The following is an 18,670-nucleotide window of genomic DNA, read 5'->3' on the forward strand; positions in this document are numbered from 1 at the left end:
GCATTCTAAATACAATAGAGCAAACTTTATCGCTCTCTGCTTAGCCGCAAAGAACTTATATTAGAGCAAATATGAAGAAAAATTGTGTGAAAAAATGTTAAAGTGTCTTTTGCGCATGGAGTAGTTCGTGCCGAGTATTGCCATTTTGGTGGTACAAGCTTGCGACGTACCGGCTATTTTCTTTTTTAGTTACAAGTCCGCTGCCCGGGTATACATCATTAGTCTAGGCTAAAATATTTAGTTATTTTAAGGTTTAATTTTTAAATTTGCGTTATGGCAACACGTATCCCGCTTGCAGAAAGACTGCGTCCACATCAATTGAATGATTATGTGGGACAGCAGCACATTGTCGGCCCTGATGCAGTCCTGTATCATGCGATTCAACAAAAAAATATTCCTTCGATGATCCTATGGGGTCCACCGGGGGTTGGAAAAACAAGTCTGGCGCTGTTGATTGCGAAAGAGCTGGACCGCCCCTTCTTTTCGTTGAGTGCCATACAGGCAGGTGTAAAAGATATCCGTGAGGTCATTGACAAAGCCGAGCGGCTGATGAATTTCAATCAGGATCAGCCCATTCTGTTTATTGATGAGATTCACCGTTTTTCCAAATCCCAGCAGGATTCCTTACTGGGCGCTGTCGAAAGGGGCTTGGTTACACTGATCGGCGCCACCACCGAAAACCCCTCATTTGAGGTGATATCAGCATTGCTTTCCCGTTGTCAGGTTTATGTGCTCGAGCATTTGTCGGAAGAGGATCTTATTGGTCTTGTGCAGAAGGCATTGCATGAGGACGAATATCTCCAAAAGCATGAAATTATTGTCGAGGAATATGAGGCGCTATTGCGCTTGTCCGGCGGTGACGCCCGTAAACTATTGAATGTGCTCGAGCTTGTGGTCAATGCCGCGGTTCTCCATAAGGAACCGATTACGAATGCTTTTGTCCTGCGGCAAGTGCAGCAGAACATGGCGATATACGATAAGGCGGGCGAACAACATTACGATATTATTTCGGCTTTTATTAAGTCTATTCGTGGATCCGACCCAAACGCTGCCGTGTACTGGCTGGCGCGCATGATCGAGGGGGGAGAAGACCCTTCATTTATCGCCCGTAGATTACTGATTTTAGCATCCGAGGATATTGGCAACTCCAATCCCAATGCGCTCTTGTTGGCCAATAATTGTTTTCAGGCAGTGAATGTAATCGGCTGGCCTGAATCGCGTATTATTCTGTCGCAAACCGTTATTTACCTGGCCACTTCAGTTAAGAGCAATGCCTCCTATGAAGCGATCAATAAGGCCCAGGCCCTAGTGAAGCAAACCGGCGATTTGTCTGTGCCCCTGCACATTCGGAATGCACCCACCAAGCTGATGAAAGACCTTAATTATGGTGCTGAATATAAATATGCGCATGCCTATCCCGGAAATTTTGTGGTACAGGAATTTCTGCCCAAGGAAGTCAGTGGCGTAAAATTATATGAACCCGGACAAAATCCACAGGAAGAGAAGATCCGCCAGAGTCTACGCGACAAGTGGAAAGAGAAATATAAGTATTAGTATTAAGATTTTAGTGGTTAGTATTGAGTATTTAGATTATGGGTTGTAAGCCTATTGGCCAATGGTCTTTTTTTATGAACAACGGTAAATTATGGCGCGCTATATTTATTTTTAATACTAAAACCTAGCGAAAAGCTACTCGTTTATTATCGGATATTCTGCTATCTGAGATGGCATGGCTAATAAAAGCAAGAGCGGACTTTTCAGGCCGCCCATTGCAAATATGAACAACGAAAATTTATACTTCTGTCGATGGATTGCTTTTTAAGGCAAAAGCTCTTTTGGGTGGCAAATTTTTTTTTATGTCATTATTCGGTCCATTGGAAGTCGCTTGTTTTACGTTGCCACCTTCTTTTTTTGCCGCTTGAAGCATTTTTTTGAAGATCAACAATCCGATGATTCCCAGTGAGAGCCAGAGTAAGTCCACTAATAAAATGTCGTTTGCTCCCGAACGATAAGTTACCCAGATCCAACTTCCGGTTTTTATGCCATTGACAATCGGTACCGCTAATGACAACACTGAGCCTAGTAGTAGAGTCTCTTGATTGGTTTTTCCGATATTTCGACGGATAATGTAAAAAACACCCAAGGCCAGCCAGCTGTAAAAATAAACATGGAATATAAAGGACTGATCCACTTTTGACGCCAGTTTAACCGCGATAAAGGATGCTGCCGTGACCGGAAACATGGTTAGGCAAGCAGCCATAAATACATTGGCAGCCCAAAAGTTGAAGATACGCTTGTGTTTCGGGATATTATTTTTATCACGTGCGACCAACCAGATCAAAATACCTGAAATAATCACAAAACAGCCCATAATACCCAGGACAAAGTAGATGATTTTGATCGGATACCCACCAAAATCAGCAAGGTGCAGACGATAAATAAATCCTTTGACATAATCCAGGTAGGTACCATTTTCGGCTGCAGATTTTTCGAAAAGTATTTTATTGTCCGCTACCCGATAGACGATCCTGCCCGAACCGGCAAAATTTTTGTCGATATCAGCATCGTACAAAGCGACCACATGCATGCTTTTGTCGCCGTAATTTTTGATAAAGATGCGGTTCATATGGCTATTGGGCCATTTGCTTTCCAGTTTATCCAAAAAATCCCCCATCTTAAAGGTTGTGGAGAGCGGCTCGTAAAGATAGGTGTATTTAGTATTATCGTTATAGCCAAGCGCGGCATATACTTCATCCTCCTTGCCATCGTAGAGATATTTGCTAAAGGGGATAATAAGGACCGAATTCACAATAAGAACAATACCTGTCAGGGCATACATAAATTGGTACGGGAATCCGATCACGCCAAGTGCTGTATGCATATCGGTCCAGACGGTTTTCCACTTGTTTCCCGGTCTGAATACAAAAAAGTTCGATTTGATTTTGTCCCAGTGGAGCATTAGACCAGATATCAGGGCAAATAGAAAGATAAAAGAAACCAGGCCCGCCAGGGTATAGCCAAAAGGTCTTCCGATATTGATCCCGATCTGGTTGAGCGGAGCAAGGAAATGGAGCCGGTACAAAAATTCACCCATGGTGTAACCATCACTATAGTCCGACGGTTTTTTTGTTGCCAGGTCATAGGTAAAATACATGGAATCCTCAGCTCCACGTCGGCCACGGCCCCGTTTTTTCTTTTTTTCATCTTTGGCATTTGCGTCTTTTACCGCTGTGCCTTTATTAGTCGCTGCGAGCCGTTTCTTTTCGGCCAATTCTTTTTGCGCAGCGATCGCTTTTGCTTTATTTGCAACGATTGTATCCTGTGAGGCTCCGATATTTACATAGCTTGCGTGACCATTATGCTGCATATAAAATGCGATATCCCTTCCTTTCAGTTCTTTGATTTGGCCAATAGAATCCAGGAGGTGGTCAAAAACCAGATTTCGGTAGGTTCCCCCTTTGTCCGACTCATTTTTTTGCCAGGCGTTGATCTCATTTTTGAAAAACGAAAAAGATCCCGCAAAAAAGATCACATACAAGATCGCACAGATGATTATCCCGGAGATGGTATGCGTATTGAAATAGATATTATAACGTCTTAGATTCATAGGTCAGGAGATTATAGGTAAAGGAAGATACCATAGAACAGAGCAATCAGAAGCAGATAGATACCCCAGATTAGCCAGCCGTTTTTTGAAAGAAAGGCGACAAGTAATAAGATTGCCCAGACTATAAAACCCGTCACATAAGTCGTGATCAATATATCCGTTTTATCAAACATTTTGGTCAGGCAAAGGTGCAGATAGAGCATCACAAAATAACCACCGAAGAATCCCGCGGTTAATTTGAGGAACCGCTGAAAAGGATGGCTTAAATATTTTTTATTCGCTGGCATGGTTTAGAAGATGATTGTTTCAAAAAAGAGAGCGATTATAAAAACAACAGTAATTTGTTTCCACTGGAAATAGCGGTAAGGCCATAGGAGTACGATCATGCTAAAAAATCCCATCACATAAGCGCCGAAGGCAAGTGTTCCCGAAAGAAGCCCTTGTAAATACATGGTCAGTACCCAGGAAAGGCCGAGCAGAACGATAGCCAGTATCTTCGCGCGGATCTTATCACTCACCAGGGGGAGTATGAGCGCTGGCGCATGCTTGATCTTCACTTTTTCTGATGAACTATACCAGAAAAAACTACCAGCAAAAATGAGCAGGAGTAATATAGTATACATGTGTTAGATAATTGTTAGATCTAAAATAAACCTTTATATTTATTTAGATTGATTTTAAACAATGCAAAGATATTAATAATATCTTTTTTTGCAAGCATGCCTTCCCATTTTGCTTGATTTTATTCCACGATGCCCTTTTTGCCCCGGCATTCAAAACTAATTCCTGCACAAAAGAACCTCGAACGCCGCTTGGAAAACTTTGCTATGCATCGAATAAACTATGAACATCATCATTACCAGGCCTATTACTTGAGTTGTTCAGCAGACTTGGTCCAGCGAGCTGTAGAGGCGAAATGTTATAAAATGTTAAATTATTATTTGTAATTAATCTAAATAAAACTATATTTGTCCCGCTTTGAAAAACGTATTGCCTTGAACAGTGGAAGGCAAGACTATCATGCGGTAAAAATTCGAATGAAAATGTCACTATTAAACACAATTCAATAACGCGACTACCATGCTCAAGTCTACCTACATTTTTTTTATATCCCTATTTTTCGTCACGACCATAGCCCAGGCACAAACATCCCTTTCAGGTTATGTGAAAGACCTCTTCGGAAAAGGAGTCGAAGGCGCTACGGTGACTATTGTCGGTACGAACCAGCGCACTTCCACCGATGTGGACGGTTTTTACAAACTCCAAATTGAAGGTAAACAACTTCCTAAATTGGAAGTGACATCTGTAGGCTATATCACACAAAGCGCTGTATTGAAAAGCAATGAAACGTACAGAGACTTCCAGCTCAAAAAAGATGAACGCGTTCTTGAGACTGCGAACGTAAGGGGGCAAACTGACAACCAGCGCCGAGTGAACGAAATCAAGCGATCAGGCTTTAATGTCAGTGTGATCGATATGAACCGCTATGCCAATCAAACGGCCAATATCAATCAAATTTTACGTACCGCACCGGGAGTGACCATTCGGGAAGATGGCGGCGTGGGCTCCAATTTCGTGTTTCGTATCAACGGTCTCGCAGCAAAAATTTATATAGACGGCGTTCCCATGGATGATTTCGGACCAGCCATGTCCCTGAATAATATCCCTGTCAATCTAGTCGACCGTGTCGAAATCTATAAAGGGGTCGTTCCCGCATTTTTAGGTTCAGACGCCTTGGGTGGTGCTGTTAATATTATTACCAAACAACGCAATAGGCATTTTCTTGATCTGAGCTATAGCTATGGCTCCTTCAATACGCATCAAGCATCCTTGGTCGGGATGTACACCAATCCCAAAAGTAAACTATCGGTTCGTACAAACGCTTTTTACAACTATTCGGACAATGATTACAATATGTATACCGAGGAGAAGTATGGCGTACTTGTTCAAAAAGTTGTTAACAACAAATTTGTCAATATCGACAAGGCTAGACGATTTCATGACCGTTACTATTCGAGCATGGGTCAGATTGAGGTGGGGCTACGCGATAAAAGCTGGGCCGATCAGTTTTTTGTGGGACTGACCTATTCGGGCAACAATAAACAAAATCAACTCGGTGCAACGATCAATAATCCCTATGGTGGCAACTGGACCGAATCGGTCTACATGATGCCGACCCTAAGCTACAAAAAGCAAAACTTTCTCGTGGAGCGTCTATATGCCGATATCTATGCCAATTATGGCTATAATGTTACCCGCAACAGGGATACAGCAAAATATAACTATCAGTGGGATGGTGTTCCAATAATCAATACGACAGGAAATGCCCCCAACCCGGAGAAATATATTAAAGATAATACCAGTAGTGTCCTCGGACGAATAAACTTAAACTACGATTTTGATGCGAGCCGCAACCAGAGCTTAAACCTGAATTATAATATCAGTACCAATGACCGTCAGACCTATGATAAGATCTTAAATCACAATACTTCCGGATTACCGAAGAATCTGGTGAAACATATTGCTGGCTTAGCCTGGCAAAGTCAATGGTTTGACAAACGCTTGGTTGCCAACCTGGCCTTTAAATACTACGGTATCGATACCTACCAAAAGATTGATGAACGGGAATTTGACGCTAACAATCAATACTTGAGTGGTGACATCGTCACACAAACAAGATATTTGGGGTATAAAGGGTATAGTTCAGCTGCTCGCTATCGTATTTTCAAGGATGGTGGTGTCAAGTTCTCTGCCGAACGGGCTTATAACCTGCCTGAAATGACTGCCATATATGGCGATAATTTTAATGTTCTTCCCAATTGGGATTTAAAGCCTGAGAAGAGCGACAATCTCAACGGGGGTTTTTACTACAATACCTTCTTTAACGAAAACCATTTTATTAATGTCGATCTTTCTGGTTTTTATCGCCTGGCAAAAGATTACCAAAATACACGCATTGTATCCGATAATGGTCAGGACAAATTTCAGTATTACAATATTCCGGGCGTCAAAATCTATGGTGGCAGTTTCGAAGCGCGCTACGGCTATAAAGACGTTATTACGGCCGCAATAAATGGAAGTTATGACCGAGCCATCGACAATCAGAAATATACCGATGAGACCAACCAGCAGGTAAGTTTGACTTATGGATACCAGATTCCAAACCGACCATGGGTTTATGGCAATTTGGATCTGGGCTTTGCACAAAACGATTGGTTCAGCAAAGGTAGCCGTACACAGATCAACTGGACCACGCTGTACACCAAATGGTTTTACTTAAGCGATAGCCACCTGGGCTCATTGGCTTCCAAAAATTATATTCCCACACAACTGGTGCACAATTTGTTGGTGAGCTATTCTTGGAATCGCAACCGTTATAATATTTCCGGCGAGGCCCGCAACATCTTTGATGAGCGCTCCTATGACAACTTCCGTCTGCAAAAACCCGGACGCGCATTTTATGTAAAATTTAGAGTTTCCCTACTATAATTAATCAAACATCATTTATAATCATGAAAAAAAATAGATTATTTGGCTTTTGTGCATTAGCAGCACTGTTGGTATCCTCCTGCAAAGATAGCCCGAACATTCCAGAAGTGACAACACCTGAAGCGTCTGAATATTCGGTGTGGGTGGCCACCGCAACTGGATCTTATCTTTTAACGACTGATGAGATCATGAAAGATACTTTATTATCGCCTGCCAACAATAAAGGGGTCGACATCACCGGCAACTTACCTCAAGCGCGTTATGCCGGTTATGCTTATATTTTTAATGGTTTCTATTACTTGTCCAACGATGGTACACGTTTCAGTAAACACCAATTGGTAGAAACACCGCAAGGTCTTGTATTTAAAGAAGTCGATAATTACGCATTTCCAAGTGCGTTCTACCTCGGAAAGATGGCGAGCCAATTCAGTACCACTGACGAAATTGTCTTCACATCCACAGGTGCCAGTGACGCCAACCTGGAGAAAAAAATATTTGAGAAAGACATTTACTTTATGAATACCAAGGATATGACGCTCAATAAAACCTTAAAAGCGCAGATTCCGACCTTGGATTACACCGTTTACAAAGCCGATGGAAAAACAGTTGATCCAACGATATTGAATGTGACCAGTATGCGTATTGCTGGCGGTAAAGCTTATTTTGGCTTATTTTATTATGACTCTGATTACAATGTAGTCAGCAAGAAAGCTTATGCTTACATCTGTGATTACCCAAGCATGGCCAATGGACATATCATGAGCGATGACCGGACAAGCTATGTCGCAGGTCACTGGCAAAGAGAAAACTATTCGTTCCTGGATGACAACAATAATCTTTATTTGTTGACCCGTGGTAAAACAGATGGTACCTATGCGATCTTGCGTGTCAACAATGGACAGTATGAATTTGACAAAAACTATCTATACGATCTAAAAGATTACGCTGTAAAAGGTGGTGACCTCGCTTGGTTAGGTGATGGTAAGGCTTATATCAGACCTTATGTGATCGATGTAGCCAACAAGAAAATAGTGGCCAACTTGGCGGAAATGACGGGCGGCGATCCAACGACGACCATCAACCTGATTCAAGATGGCAATCTTTATACAGCCGTAAAAACACCAGCATCGAAATGGTTTATTTACGAATATAATATTAAAAATAATACGGTTAAAAAAGGTGCAGAGATTGATCCTGGAGTAACACAGGTTTATCACATCAATAAACTGAAATAAATAATTTTTTATTTTTCAAAACTTTTCCTTTGAGAGATTGTTCTGATAACGTTTTTCAATAGGTAGTAAACGCGCTGACACTCCCAAAGTCAGTGCGTTTTTTTTCATTGCGAATCAGCTTAAAATATTTATGTTTGTCTTACAAATGTTTCAACAATGAACTTAATGCCCATAAAACAAGCCGGACGTTTGGCTGCACTGGCACTGACAGGACTTTTTGTCCTCTCCTGCAAGAAGGATAATCCTAAACCCGAACCAGAGCCGGAACCAACTGACCGCACCGAAGGTCAGCTTATTAAAGACGATATTTATAAATATTATAAACTGTATTCCGTTTGGGCGGACGGATCTATTCCGGATTATTTAAAAGATCCGGCTCAATATACTGATCAATATAGTTCGGCGAGCAATGTGCTTGATGCACTTAAAAGGCTGACACCTGTCCATGTAGCGGCTGGTTACTCGGGGGTTTTTGACCGTTTTTCCTTTATGGAAGGTATCAACGGTTACAATATCACTGGGCAGGCCAGTACGAAGATGGACAACAACGAAGGTTATGGCATCTCAGTACAATGGTTTTCTTTGGATGCAGCTACCGCACAGCCTTATATTTCCTTTGTGGAAGGAGGATCTCCGGCACAGGTGGCCGGGTTTAAACGCGCAGATATTATTACATCGGTCAATAATGACAAGGAAAATTATTCGGTCGAAGTTACCTGTCCGGATCCCGGCGGAAGCTGCGAAGTCAAGGACCCAGCGGCCTACAGCCGACTGCGCAACAATATCAATACAGCTTTGGATGCCGCCAGTCTTACCCTGCAGGTGAAACGTGCGGATAACAAGCTGTTCGAAAAACCGATGAGCTATAACAATTCCTATGTGATCAATCCAATCTATAAGGATACGATCTACCTGAATAGTAATAATAATATCGGTTATCTGGCCTTGTCGTCTTTTGAGGAAATTGAAAATAACAATCAAAACCAGAGAAATATCGATGCGGCCTTTACGCAATATGAGGCCAAACAAATCAAAAGCCTGATTGTTGATCTGCGTTACAATGGCGGGGGCTATGTAGACGCGGCTATTTATATTGCAGATAAGATCGGTGGCGCCAAGACCAAGGGTAAATTGATGCTGACCTATGAAATGAATAAGTACATGCAGTCGGATGCAGCAAAGAGCTTAAGAGATCAACTGAATATGTATGATACCTACTTCGAAGGATTAAGTGCCTTAAATCTCAATAAAGTTTATTTCTTGGTGAGTGAAGAAACCGCTTCAGCAGCTGAGATGCTAATCAACGTGCTTACTCCGCACCTTCCGGTAGAGATCATTGCCACGGAATCAAGGACATATGGTAAACCCGTTGGATTTTTCGAGCAGAAAGTCCGCGATAAAGTATCTTATTGGCCGGCGTCATTTATTCTGAAGAATTCACGTGGAAATCTTGGCGAAAAATATAACAAGGGTACTGAATCCGGTCTGCGTGATTATTGGGATGGTCTTGTTCCCGATAAGAGCGAAGTTGGTGACGATGTGTCAGCCGAAGTCGGAGATCCTAAGGAGAGAATGCTGGCAACAGCTTTAGCGGATGCGGCTCCCTCGACCAGAGCTCGGGCAGCATTGCGAAGTATTTCTTCCCGAACGATCCAACCGGTGGATCAGGGCAAAATGCATACAAGGCCTGAGCGGGGTATGATCAAGACCCGTGGCAGATAAGTTAATGCTGCTACAGTGTGCTAAGAGCACTAGACGGTATGATAATAGATCAAAGAGATAGGAAGGTCACTGGATAATTATGTTATCCGGTGACCTTTTAATTTAACAGAAGGCTCAATACTAATTACTGACTACTAAATATTGATGAATGACACAGCTGGGCAGCAGCAGCGTCGGGTAGGCACTGTAAATAACCTACCGGTATTTCGCCTACAATTTTTTCCAGAATTGTATTCATCCCAGAAAAAAGATCTTTGTTCCATCGGATTGCTGTACAGCTCGGGAGCACCGCAATAAAGCCCTTGATTCCGGGCTGCCATGTAAATGTATTGGCCGGAGCCTGTTCCAGCCGTACAAATGCTTTGAGTGGTAGCAGCTGATTTCTATAACAGGGCGTCTTGCCGCTCCAGGGCGTCCCATAGATAAAAATACCCTCTTCCCTGATGCGGACAGCAGGGTTGTCGTCATTCAGCAGTGATGTATTGGGGATATGTGTCAGCCAAAGCCGGCTGTGCGTGCTTTTTCCGGTTCCACTTTTACCTAAAAAAGCAACTCCTTCGCCTTTGTGGTTGACCACGGAGGCATGGAGCATTATGGTATCATGCAGGAGGCTGGCCTGGCCAAATATCATCATGGACATCCAGGTGATCACGGCACTCTGTTCATCCGCCGAGCTCTCAGGGACATAAATCGTCGATTCTTCAAAGTTACGGCTACTGTATTGGTACCATGTCCCATTGCCCTTCTCATTTACAATGGCCGTTATAAATGTATCACCCTTTTCATAAAAACGGAATCGGTCGCCCCAGGCGATAGAGTCATCTGTACGTAATATACCCATATCGGCTGTTTCTGGAGCCTTGTCCAAACTGATATTGATGACAATTTCAGCATTATAGGTACCTACCCAGCGAAAATCCTGGAATGAGCGAAGGAGTTGATATAAGGGAAATTCCTTAGGATGGTTAAATTCCAGCAATAATTCCGCAATATGGTAGCGGGTTTGAGCGAGCTCAGGTGATTTGGTGATATCCATGATTCAGTTCATCTTTTGATTAATTACTTCATGAGCTTGCAAGCTCGGTTTGTTTTAATCTATTGATATTCGTTGAAATATCCAGATTCTTTCTATTGATGTTTATATGTTGCCATCTTGATCTTCCTCAATCGAGATAGATGCGATGCGGACATTTATCCGCCAGATTCAGGTCGTGCGTTACAAATAGACATATTTTATGTTTTCCATATTCCAGCAGACGATGCGTTAGCGTATCCGAAGTAGTACGGTCCAGAGCTGAGGTAACTTCATCAAAGAGCCAGATATCACCGTCATGCATCAAGGCACGCGCAATGGCGATACGTTGGGCCTGTCCTTCAGATAGGCCCATTCCTGATTCGCCCACTAACGTGTCCACACCATCCGGAAAATCATATACAAATTCTGCACAGGCCAGCCAAAGCGCTTTATCAATGTCCAGTGGGCTATCTTCTTTCACATGGAGCATGAGGTTTTCCCGTATCGTTCCGCTGAAAAGCGAATTACCCTGCGGAATATAGGCAAAGTTGACACGGTGTTTTGCTTCCAGCGATCTTTCGCCGTCGCTGTCCACCAGTGTAATGTCACCTGTTTCAGCTTTTAGCAATGCCAGCAACAGACGGATCAGGGTTGTTTTTCCTTTTCCGCTCGGGCCGATAATTGCTGTTGGCTCGCCTACTTTTAACGAGAGGTTTAGCTGCTGCAATACCCACTTATCCTCATAGCGAAAGGACAGGTCCCTGATACGCAGCTCTTCTGTCCCATTTAATCGCTGCTGCTCTACCTGACGTTCAATCTCGCCCTCCTGCAATTCCAGGAGCCGGTCTGCAGATACCCGAAAGCGTACGAAGCCGGGGATATAGCCGATCAAGGCAAGAATTGGGCTCTGAATGCGCGCCACCAGTTGCAAAAAAGCCGTCATTGTTCCGAAAGTGATCTGCCCGGATTGTAGCCGATAGACCCCCCAGGTAAATGCGACCAAATAACCCGCGTTCATAGCCACCTTCATCGCTCCTTGCGTATACGTTGAAAAATTGATCTGACGCATTTTCAGCATAAAAAGCTGCTGTTGGCTTGCGGTCAGCTTCGCACGCCTTTTGGGGAAAATACCCATGGCACGGATCAGCAGGCGGAAGCGCAGATTTTCCTGGAGGACCTTTGAAAAATTACTTTCTTCTTCTTTGACCTCCTTGCTGAGTTTGCGCATTTTACGGAAGTAAATCTTTGAAAAGACAAAAAGAGGTGAGATGGCCAGAATCATCAGGGCCAGCATGGGGTCCATATACCACAAGAAACCCACAGAAGCCAATAGTTGGATAATCGTCAATACAAAAGAAAGTACAGTACTGGCGATGGTGTTGGCCACTTCTTCACAGTCTGTCTGAATCCGGATCTGGATATCACCTGTATGCCAGTTTTTGATCAACCGCCATACCGATAACATCTGTGCATCGAGCATATGACGCTGCAACTGGAGTGTCAGCATCAATTTGATCCGTTCCAGCAAACGGCCCGAAAAGCCTTTGATAGCCACATTGAGCGTAATACTACTTATAATGCCGATCAACAGCCATTTGAGCGGCAATTCTCCCGGGGAGGTTGCGACATCAACCGCTTTTTTGGACAAGTATACAAAGAGAAGGGACAGACCGATGCATATCAGCTCCAATACAAAATAAAGAAGCAATCTGCCGCGATAGCCCTCGCTGACGGACCATGCCCAGCGTGCATGTTGTTTCAGGCTGTTATTGTTCATTTGGCTAGATCAATGGAAAGGTTATTTTTCCAATAGTCCTTGTTTTTCAAAATCTCCAAGTAACACTTTGGCATCGGATTGCGCTTGCTCCACCTCTACTTCATAGTTATCACAGAGCAGTTCAACGATTGTTGTCTGATCAAACTCTTTTCCTTTGAGTTGTTCCCAAAGCCATGCCGCAGAACTGTTCAGCGTGTACACGGTTGATAGGTCAATGCTATCCTGACTGGGGTCAACAATTAAATGATCTGAACCAATTGTTCTCAATACTAAATCCGATCTTAATTTCATATGTAAATTATCTGTTTTTAATGGTCATATCCTGTTTTCGGATGTTGTCTTCTTGGAAAAAGGATATGTTGGGGCAAAATATAATAAATAAAACCAAAGTTAATAATTATTTTCCATCAGCATAATCTGTATATGGTCATACCATACGTTTCAATTTGGCAACAATCCGCCGGAGCAGGCGGATACGGTACCAGGCCAGGCCACGCAATCTTGCCCAGCGGTAATTTAAATTAATTTCCTCGGCTGATTGCTGTGGATAATGGACCGAAGCGACAGCAATAATATCTGTCGGGTCTATATACTCTTTTAATACGAGATTACCGTCCCCGGCCAGGATGATCTGCCCATTTTTTTTTCCGACATATCGGTGAAAAACATACTTCCCTTGATGTTTGGCCAATAGATTACTTCCTGACAGCAATGCCCCGCCGCTGTAAGCCAGCAACAAAACGCTGTCTCCGTCCTGAATAAAAGGGCGCATGCTGCCGCCTTTGATCCGGATCCGGACCTCCTTACCTTCATCCAGCATACGTTGTACTTCAGCAAAATAGAGGTCATTGGAAATAATACGTGTCTTCTTGTCTTCCGAATGTCCGGTCATATCCTATGGCTTGGGTTGAACGAAATATTCAATGACGGGTTGCAGGTAAGTGTCTTTCAAAAGGACTCTCTTGTTTTCATCCAGAAGATAAATGGTTGGCGATGCTTTGAGGTCATATAGATTGAACGATAAGATCTTGCTCTCGCTGTCAAAACCGTTGATCCATTTTTCGGAAATTTCGGGCATATAATTCTTCCATTTGTTGCGGTCGCCCCAAGGGTCAATGGCCAGCACCTGCACCTGTTGCTGTTCAAACAGCTGGACCAGTTGTGGCGTATCGCGGAGTTGATGGATCGTTTCTTTGCAATGCGAGCATTCTGGATCATAAAAGAGCAAGAAGGTATATTTTGCTTTTGTCTGCGATAGTTTTTGTTTTTTTCCATTCGCTAGCTCATAACTGAAGTCTTCCGCTAGCTGCCCCACTTTATTACGTCGTACCAATTTGTATATTGGTCTATAGGCCTCTTTCTCTAGATCTGATAGGAGGTCGGTCTTGATCAGATAACGCAATACCGACTCATAGACAATATCATTTCGCATCGGCGAATTGCCATCGTATAAGTAACGTTCATAGAGTTTAATAAAATGGTCAAAACTTGGTCGATTGGATTTTGCTTTGTCCAACATCAGATCTACCGCCTTGTCACGCATGGCCGAATCTGGAGTTGTAGATAACACACCAATGAAATCAGCGAGCTTTTGTTCACCAATGTCCGGATTGTTTACCTGGGCGGTATCTTTCATGTCAAACCTATCCCAGAAGTGTAATAGACTGCTGTCGGTAGTACTAGTCATACTTGCCTTTTGCGGCGTTGTTTCGTTACTTTCCTTTTTTGAATTATTATTTCCGTTGCAGGCCCAGAGTTGGCCTACGATCAGGCCCATCGGTAACCAAAACCCAAGAGTTGAACTTTTCATTCGTTGCGTTTAATTATTATGCTTTCCAAACATAGTTAAAACCTATTTCATTTTCAAGCGTATACTAAACTATGTGCGAATTATAATCAGTTAGGCTCAATCCTCCCTGCATAATAACCGATATCTAAATACTATTTGTTAACTTTACCGCAAGTTTTAGAGGAGCAAACATGCAATCAGGATTAAGTTTTACAGCAATAGATTTCGAGACAGCTACGGCCAACCAAAATTCCGCCTGTGCCATTGGGCTGGTGGTGGTGGAGCGGGGTATTATCGTTGATGAGTTTTATTCGCTGATCCGGCCTCCTCAGAATCAATATATGTGGCAGACAACACGTGTCCACGGTATCAGACCAAAGGATACGGCTGAAGCGCCGACATTTAAAGAATTATTTCCTCGTATTCTTCCATTGATCAATAACCGGATTATGGTTGCGCACAACGAGCTATTTGATAGGGGAGTTTTGCGCAAGACCATGAACTATTATAATCTAGCTTATGATAGTTTAGGTCTCATGGATAAATGGGAGTGTACCTTCAAGATCTATCAGGAGAAGGGTTTTAAGCCAGCGAGACTTAACGCCTGTTGTGAAGTTTTAGGAATTGAGCTTAACCACCATGAAGCACTTTCCGATGCGCGTGCTTGTGCCAATCTATACCTTAGACATGCCGATGTCCCCTCTTTGGCATGATTTTACGATTCTGGTAGAATCTTTCTTTTTCAAGAGTAAAAATCTAAATTAGTTATTTTTCGGTTATTTTTTGTCCAATTATAATATTTTAGATTTTGAGATGAAATGTATTATGGGGAAAAAGAAAGCTTCGGCTGGTGCGTGCTTGTAATAACGTTTTATATTAGTGAATATATGGTTTGTAGTGTTAAGTCTTTGTCCAGATTCAGCGAAAGATTCTCCTGATTTTGTATTGTAAAAACCGAAATTTCCTGACTCCCATATATCTTTAAACATCCAATCTGATACCGTATCTTTTGGATACGGAAAAGGAAGTTTCATAGAAGATAATCCTATTTTATCAACTAATATCTTATCAAGAACGTTTATCCATGGCAACAAGCTCAATTTATTATATATTATTTTTAATTTTTCTGTATCTAATTTTTCTGCATATGAATCATACAAGATCGCGGCATCACAGAGCTGTCTAATGCCAATGCCAAATGATAATAGGTGTTTAAGTATGTGTGCGTTGACTTGTATTATTTGTAGTTCTGGCGCTAACAACGGGATCTGTACATTGTTTATATTTAAATATTTTTTTGTTTGGGAATAGTCTTTTTGTAAAGATTTTAAATAGTTTATTTTAAACGGATTGTGGAGATCAAATAGTTTTCGATGATGTTCGACCTGAACTCCTTTTAATACGTATTCTAAACTAAAACCTGCTGTGGTTTTAAATGTGATATTGTTTTGTTTTAGAAGTGTTTTTGCGTTTGAATATCCATTATTTTCAAAATACCAATCGATGTCTCCACAAACCCTCCTTAGCGGATTTTTATAGCAATAAGCGAGACCTTGTCCCTTAAGAAGTAGAGGTTTTAAATTACTTGCTGAAAATTTTTCAAATTGATATAAGAGAACCTCGTTCATTTTAATATTACTACGTTCTATTTGATCGATACGAATAGTCCATTGCATTCGGATGGATTGAGGTGGGAGTTTATCTTCTGAGAGATATTCAAAGCTCTCAAAAAGAATACCTTCAACTGTATGCTGCTTAGCCCAATTATATATTTGACTCCATTGGTTTTGGTTGAGTGTAGGAAAAACTATTTTCGATGGTTTTTTCCATAATCCCATGCGTAATAACTCTAGGAAAATATCTTGAATCGTATAATTCATCATTAAATTTCATAATAAGAGGGAGGTATACTCTTCCCCTATTTTTGTATATTATAGTGTACAAACTTAATCATTTTAAAATAATTTTTATTTTAGGTTTTAATAGGCTGGTCTATAATGAGTTTTTTATAACACTCAATACTGCGATCTATCATTTTGCTTTTAGTAAACGAATCTTGATATCTTTTTAGGCTAGCTTTGGAAAGTTTTTCATAATTTAATGGATCCTCACAAATTTTTATAATAGCTGATGCAATAGCTTTGGCGTCTCGTATTGGGACAATATATCCCGTTTCGTTATCTGCATTTACCCAGCTGACCCCCGATTCTGGGATATCTGTCGATATGATTGGGCGACCAGCAGACATACTTTCCACCTGTACAATTGCAAATCCCTCGGTTTTTAAAATTGAAGGAAGACAAAAAGCGGTGCTTGCTGCATAATAGTTTGGAAGATCTTTTTTGGAGATATATCCCAGCAATTTCACATTATTTTCTACACCTAGTGATTTGATTTGTTTCTCTAGTTTCCCTTTAAGCGGACCTACTCCTCCGAGTAATATCTGATAATTTTCTCCTAAAATAGAAGCAGCTTCGATTAAATATTGATGGCCTTTGTAATCTACTAAACGACCGAGAGAAAAGATGATTTTTTTTCCTCTATAACTATCCTTAATTAGCGAAACTTTACTATTGTCTGATATCATTGGTTCGACTCCAATAGGTATATAGTCAATTTTGTCTTGAACATTTTTTAACCAAGGAGATTGTTTCACATATATTGGAGTTGTGCCGACCACTAAATTTGCCCGATTAATTAGCCATGATTGTAGTGGTTTATATATCTTTAATAGTTTTTTCTGTTTTAATATGTCGCTATGCCAATGGAGAATAACTTTTCCTTTATAGTTAGAAAGAAACAAAGCGATACATGCCATAGGATCGGGATGATGAATATGGATAATATCGTAAGAAGACGCAATTTTTCGTAGCCTTATGATTAACATAGGGGAAATCATAGTTGCTGCAATTTTGGCTAAAGAAGGTACAAGAAGTACGCGGGCGTACCTATTTATTTGAATATCTTTATATGAGGCACCTGGTAGTGCTGTGCATAGCATATCGCAATTAATCTGGCGTTCAGAAATTCCTAGTAGGAGATCGTACATTACTTTTTCAACTCCTCCTTCAATAGGGTAAAACTTTCCAACTTGTAGTATCTTCATATTTTTTGGGCGATTACTAATTGTGTTTAAAGGCCCAAACAAATATCGAATAAATGCTGCCAATATTTCATTAATTTCAAATATACATAGAAAAATAATATGATGCTGATCGAATTAGCTGTCTAAAGAATAATATTATAAATATCAGCTATGTGTTTTGGTAATCTTTCCAATAATAAAATTTTATAAGAGAAACTGTTAATCAGATAAATTTCGATATATTAGGTCCGCCAGTTTAACACCAAGTAAATACGAATCTAAAAGGGAACAAGAATCATTTATTGGATCAGTGATTGCTAATATTTATCATTACTAAGTGTTATAATAGAGTGCCTGATCCTTTGGCATGATTTTTCTACTTAAATAAATAGCGGGATTAATATAAATCATATATTTGATTTGTTGAAACTGCTTTGTTATTACAAATTTTATATTTTAACTTGACTATGATTTTTATTCCAGCCAAAGGTATGCGTATTGGCATTACCTTTAGTGCATTTGATCTGTTACATGCCGGGCATATTAAGATGCTTGAAGACGCCAAGCGGCAATGTGATTTTCTGATCTGTGGCTTGCAGACCGACCCAACATTGGACCGGCCTGAGAAAAATAAGCCAGCACAGACCGTTGTGGAGCGTTATATTCAGCTCAAAGGCTGTAAATATGTAGACCAGATTGTACCTTATGCAACTGAACAAGATTTAGAAGATATCTTACGCTCTTTCAATATTAATGTACGTATTGTTGGTGATGAATACCGAGAAAAAAATTTTACCGGTAGAGCATATTGTGAAGAAAAGGGAATTGAATTATATTTCAATAGTCGTGATCATCGTTTTTCCAGTTCAGGCTTGCGTAAAATTGTTGCAAATGCTGCTCTGGAAAAAAAATCCTATGGCGGAAATATTGTTGAATAAATTAAAAAAATAT

General features: G+C 41.2%; 16 protein-coding genes. 6 read left to right on the forward strand and 10 right to left on the reverse strand.

All coding sequences use genetic code 11. The features are described 5' to 3' along the window. Positions 1-273 precede the first annotated feature (273 nt). Entirely contained in the window at positions 274-1,554 is a 1,281-nt protein-coding gene (locus tag ABTV71_RS00665; protein WP_433901908.1) for a replication-associated recombination protein A, read from the forward strand. A 238-nt stretch (positions 1,555-1,792) separates the two neighbouring features. On the opposite strand, the gene ABTV71_RS00670 is transcribed toward ABTV71_RS00665, so the two are convergent. Genes ABTV71_RS00670 through ABTV71_RS00680 form a run of 3 tightly spaced genes read right to left on the reverse strand, consistent with a single transcriptional unit; the run spans position 1,793 to position 4,230 of the window. Continuing rightward, positions 1,793-3,607 carry a PepSY-associated TM helix domain-containing protein gene (locus ABTV71_RS00670; RefSeq protein WP_433901909.1) on the reverse strand — a complete coding sequence of 605 codons (1,815 nt, stop codon included), beginning with the start codon at positions 3,605-3,607 and terminating at the stop codon, positions 1,793-1,795. 11 nt (positions 3,608-3,618) lie between these two features. Next, entirely contained in the window at positions 3,619-3,894 is a 276-nt protein-coding gene (locus ABTV71_RS00675; RefSeq protein WP_121127082.1) for a hypothetical protein, read from the reverse strand. 3 nt (positions 3,895-3,897) lie between these two features. Then, positions 3,898-4,230 carry a hypothetical protein gene (locus ABTV71_RS00680; protein ID WP_433901910.1) on the reverse strand — a complete coding sequence of 111 codons (333 nt, stop codon included), beginning with the start codon at positions 4,228-4,230 and terminating at the stop codon, positions 3,898-3,900. Between the two features lie 457 nt (positions 4,231-4,687). Between ABTV71_RS00680 and ABTV71_RS00685 the strand changes: the two genes are divergently transcribed. The 3 genes from ABTV71_RS00685 to ABTV71_RS00695 all read left to right on the forward strand — a co-directional run bounded on the left by ABTV71_RS00685 (position 4,688) and on the right by ABTV71_RS00695 (position 10,053). Then, entirely contained in the window at positions 4,688-7,096 is a 2,409-nt protein-coding gene (locus tag ABTV71_RS00685) for a TonB-dependent receptor (protein ID WP_433901911.1), read from the forward strand. A 23-nt stretch (positions 7,097-7,119) separates the two neighbouring features. Further along, entirely contained in the window at positions 7,120-8,331 is a 1,212-nt protein-coding gene (locus ABTV71_RS00690) for a hypothetical protein (RefSeq protein ID WP_121127085.1), read from the forward strand. A gap of 165 nt (positions 8,332-8,496) precedes the next feature. Continuing rightward, entirely contained in the window at positions 8,497-10,053 is a 1,557-nt protein-coding gene (locus ABTV71_RS00695; RefSeq protein ID WP_433901912.1) for a S41 family peptidase, read from the forward strand. A gap of 124 nt (positions 10,054-10,177) precedes the next feature. Here ABTV71_RS00695 and ABTV71_RS00700 read toward each other — a convergent pair whose 3' ends face one another. From ABTV71_RS00700 to ABTV71_RS00720, 5 genes are all read right to left on the reverse strand, one after another. Continuing rightward, positions 10,178-11,089 carry a hypothetical protein gene (locus tag ABTV71_RS00700; RefSeq protein ID WP_433901913.1) on the reverse strand — a complete coding sequence of 304 codons (912 nt, stop codon included), beginning with the start codon at positions 11,087-11,089 and terminating at the stop codon, positions 10,178-10,180. A gap of 127 nt (positions 11,090-11,216) precedes the next feature. After that, on the reverse strand, positions 11,217-12,845 hold the full coding sequence (locus ABTV71_RS00705) for an ABC transporter ATP-binding protein (protein WP_433901914.1): 1,629 nt from the start codon (positions 12,843-12,845) through the stop codon (positions 11,217-11,219). Positions 12,846-12,866: 21 nt separating this feature from the next. Next, on the reverse strand, positions 12,867-13,136 hold the full coding sequence (locus ABTV71_RS00710) for a PqqD family protein (RefSeq protein ID WP_433901915.1): 270 nt from the start codon (positions 13,134-13,136) through the stop codon (positions 12,867-12,869). A gap of 136 nt (positions 13,137-13,272) precedes the next feature. Beyond that, a complete protein-coding gene (locus tag ABTV71_RS00715; RefSeq protein WP_433901916.1) occupies positions 13,273-13,737 on the reverse strand; it encodes a S24 family peptidase in 465 nt (154 codons plus the stop codon). Positions 13,738-13,740: 3 nt separating this feature from the next. Then, positions 13,741-14,655, reverse strand: coding sequence for a DUF5106 domain-containing protein (locus tag ABTV71_RS00720; protein ID WP_433901917.1), 915 nt, complete (start codon positions 14,653-14,655; stop codon positions 13,741-13,743). 170 nt (positions 14,656-14,825) lie between these two features. On the opposite strand from ABTV71_RS00720, the gene ABTV71_RS00725 reads away from it, so the two are divergent. Continuing rightward, positions 14,826-15,347 (forward strand): 3'-5' exonuclease, encoded by a 522-nt coding sequence (locus tag ABTV71_RS00725; protein WP_165305250.1) that lies wholly within the window; start codon positions 14,826-14,828, stop codon positions 15,345-15,347. Between the two features lie 78 nt (positions 15,348-15,425). On the opposite strand, the gene ABTV71_RS00730 is transcribed toward ABTV71_RS00725, so the two are convergent. Next, positions 15,426-16,517 (reverse strand): nucleotidyltransferase domain-containing protein, encoded by a 1,092-nt coding sequence (locus ABTV71_RS00730; RefSeq protein WP_433901918.1) that lies wholly within the window; start codon positions 16,515-16,517, stop codon positions 15,426-15,428. Between the two features lie 89 nt (positions 16,518-16,606). Then, entirely contained in the window at positions 16,607-17,740 is a 1,134-nt protein-coding gene (locus tag ABTV71_RS00735; protein ID WP_433901919.1) for a glycosyltransferase, read from the reverse strand. A gap of 446 nt (positions 17,741-18,186) precedes the next feature. Here ABTV71_RS00735 and ABTV71_RS00740 point away from each other — a divergent pair, with 446 nt between their 5' ends. Then, complete coding sequence (locus ABTV71_RS00740) at positions 18,187-18,657, forward strand: adenylyltransferase/cytidyltransferase family protein (protein ID WP_433901920.1); 471 nt, start codon at positions 18,187-18,189, stop codon at positions 18,655-18,657. Positions 18,658-18,670: the final 13 nt, after the last annotated feature.

The organism is Sphingobacterium puteale, from assembly GCF_050986225.1.
GTDB classification, from domain to species: Bacteria; Bacteroidota; Bacteroidia; order Sphingobacteriales; family Sphingobacteriaceae; genus Sphingobacterium; species Sphingobacterium puteale.

Coding starts and splice junctions, on each gene's coding strand:
- ABTV71_RS00735 (WP_433901919.1), bottom strand. CDS start 17,740: ATGAAGATACTACAAGTTGGAAAGTTTTACCCTATTGAAGGAGGAGTT.
- ABTV71_RS00700 (WP_433901913.1), bottom strand. CDS start 11,089: ATGGATATCACCAAATCACCTGAGCTCGCTCAAACCCGCTACCATATT.
- ABTV71_RS00675 (WP_121127082.1), bottom strand. CDS start 3,894: ATGCCAGCGAATAAAAAATATTTAAGCCATCCTTTTCAGCGGTTCCTC.
- ABTV71_RS00715 (WP_433901916.1), bottom strand. CDS start 13,737: ATGACCGGACATTCGGAAGACAAGAAGACACGTATTATTTCCAATGAC.
- ABTV71_RS00690 (WP_121127085.1), top strand. CDS start 7,120: ATGAAAAAAAATAGATTATTTGGCTTTTGTGCATTAGCAGCACTGTTG.
- ABTV71_RS00670 (WP_433901909.1), bottom strand. CDS start 3,607: ATGAATCTAAGACGTTATAATATCTATTTCAATACGCATACCATCTCC.
- ABTV71_RS00740 (WP_433901920.1), top strand. CDS start 18,187: ATGATTTTTATTCCAGCCAAAGGTATGCGTATTGGCATTACCTTTAGT.
- ABTV71_RS00705 (WP_433901914.1), bottom strand. CDS start 12,845: ATGAACAATAACAGCCTGAAACAACATGCACGCTGGGCATGGTCCGTC.
- ABTV71_RS00685 (WP_433901911.1), top strand. CDS start 4,688: ATGCTCAAGTCTACCTACATTTTTTTTATATCCCTATTTTTCGTCACG.
- ABTV71_RS00730 (WP_433901918.1), bottom strand. CDS start 16,517: ATGATGAATTATACGATTCAAGATATTTTCCTAGAGTTATTACGCATG.
- ABTV71_RS00725 (WP_165305250.1), top strand. CDS start 14,826: ATGCAATCAGGATTAAGTTTTACAGCAATAGATTTCGAGACAGCTACG.
- ABTV71_RS00680 (WP_433901910.1), bottom strand. CDS start 4,230: ATGTATACTATATTACTCCTGCTCATTTTTGCTGGTAGTTTTTTCTGG.
- ABTV71_RS00720 (WP_433901917.1), bottom strand. CDS start 14,655: ATGAAAAGTTCAACTCTTGGGTTTTGGTTACCGATGGGCCTGATCGTA.
- ABTV71_RS00695 (WP_433901912.1), top strand. CDS start 8,497: ATGCCCATAAAACAAGCCGGACGTTTGGCTGCACTGGCACTGACAGGA.
- ABTV71_RS00665 (WP_433901908.1), top strand. CDS start 274: ATGGCAACACGTATCCCGCTTGCAGAAAGACTGCGTCCACATCAATTG.
- ABTV71_RS00710 (WP_433901915.1), bottom strand. CDS start 13,136: ATGAAATTAAGATCGGATTTAGTATTGAGAACAATTGGTTCAGATCAT.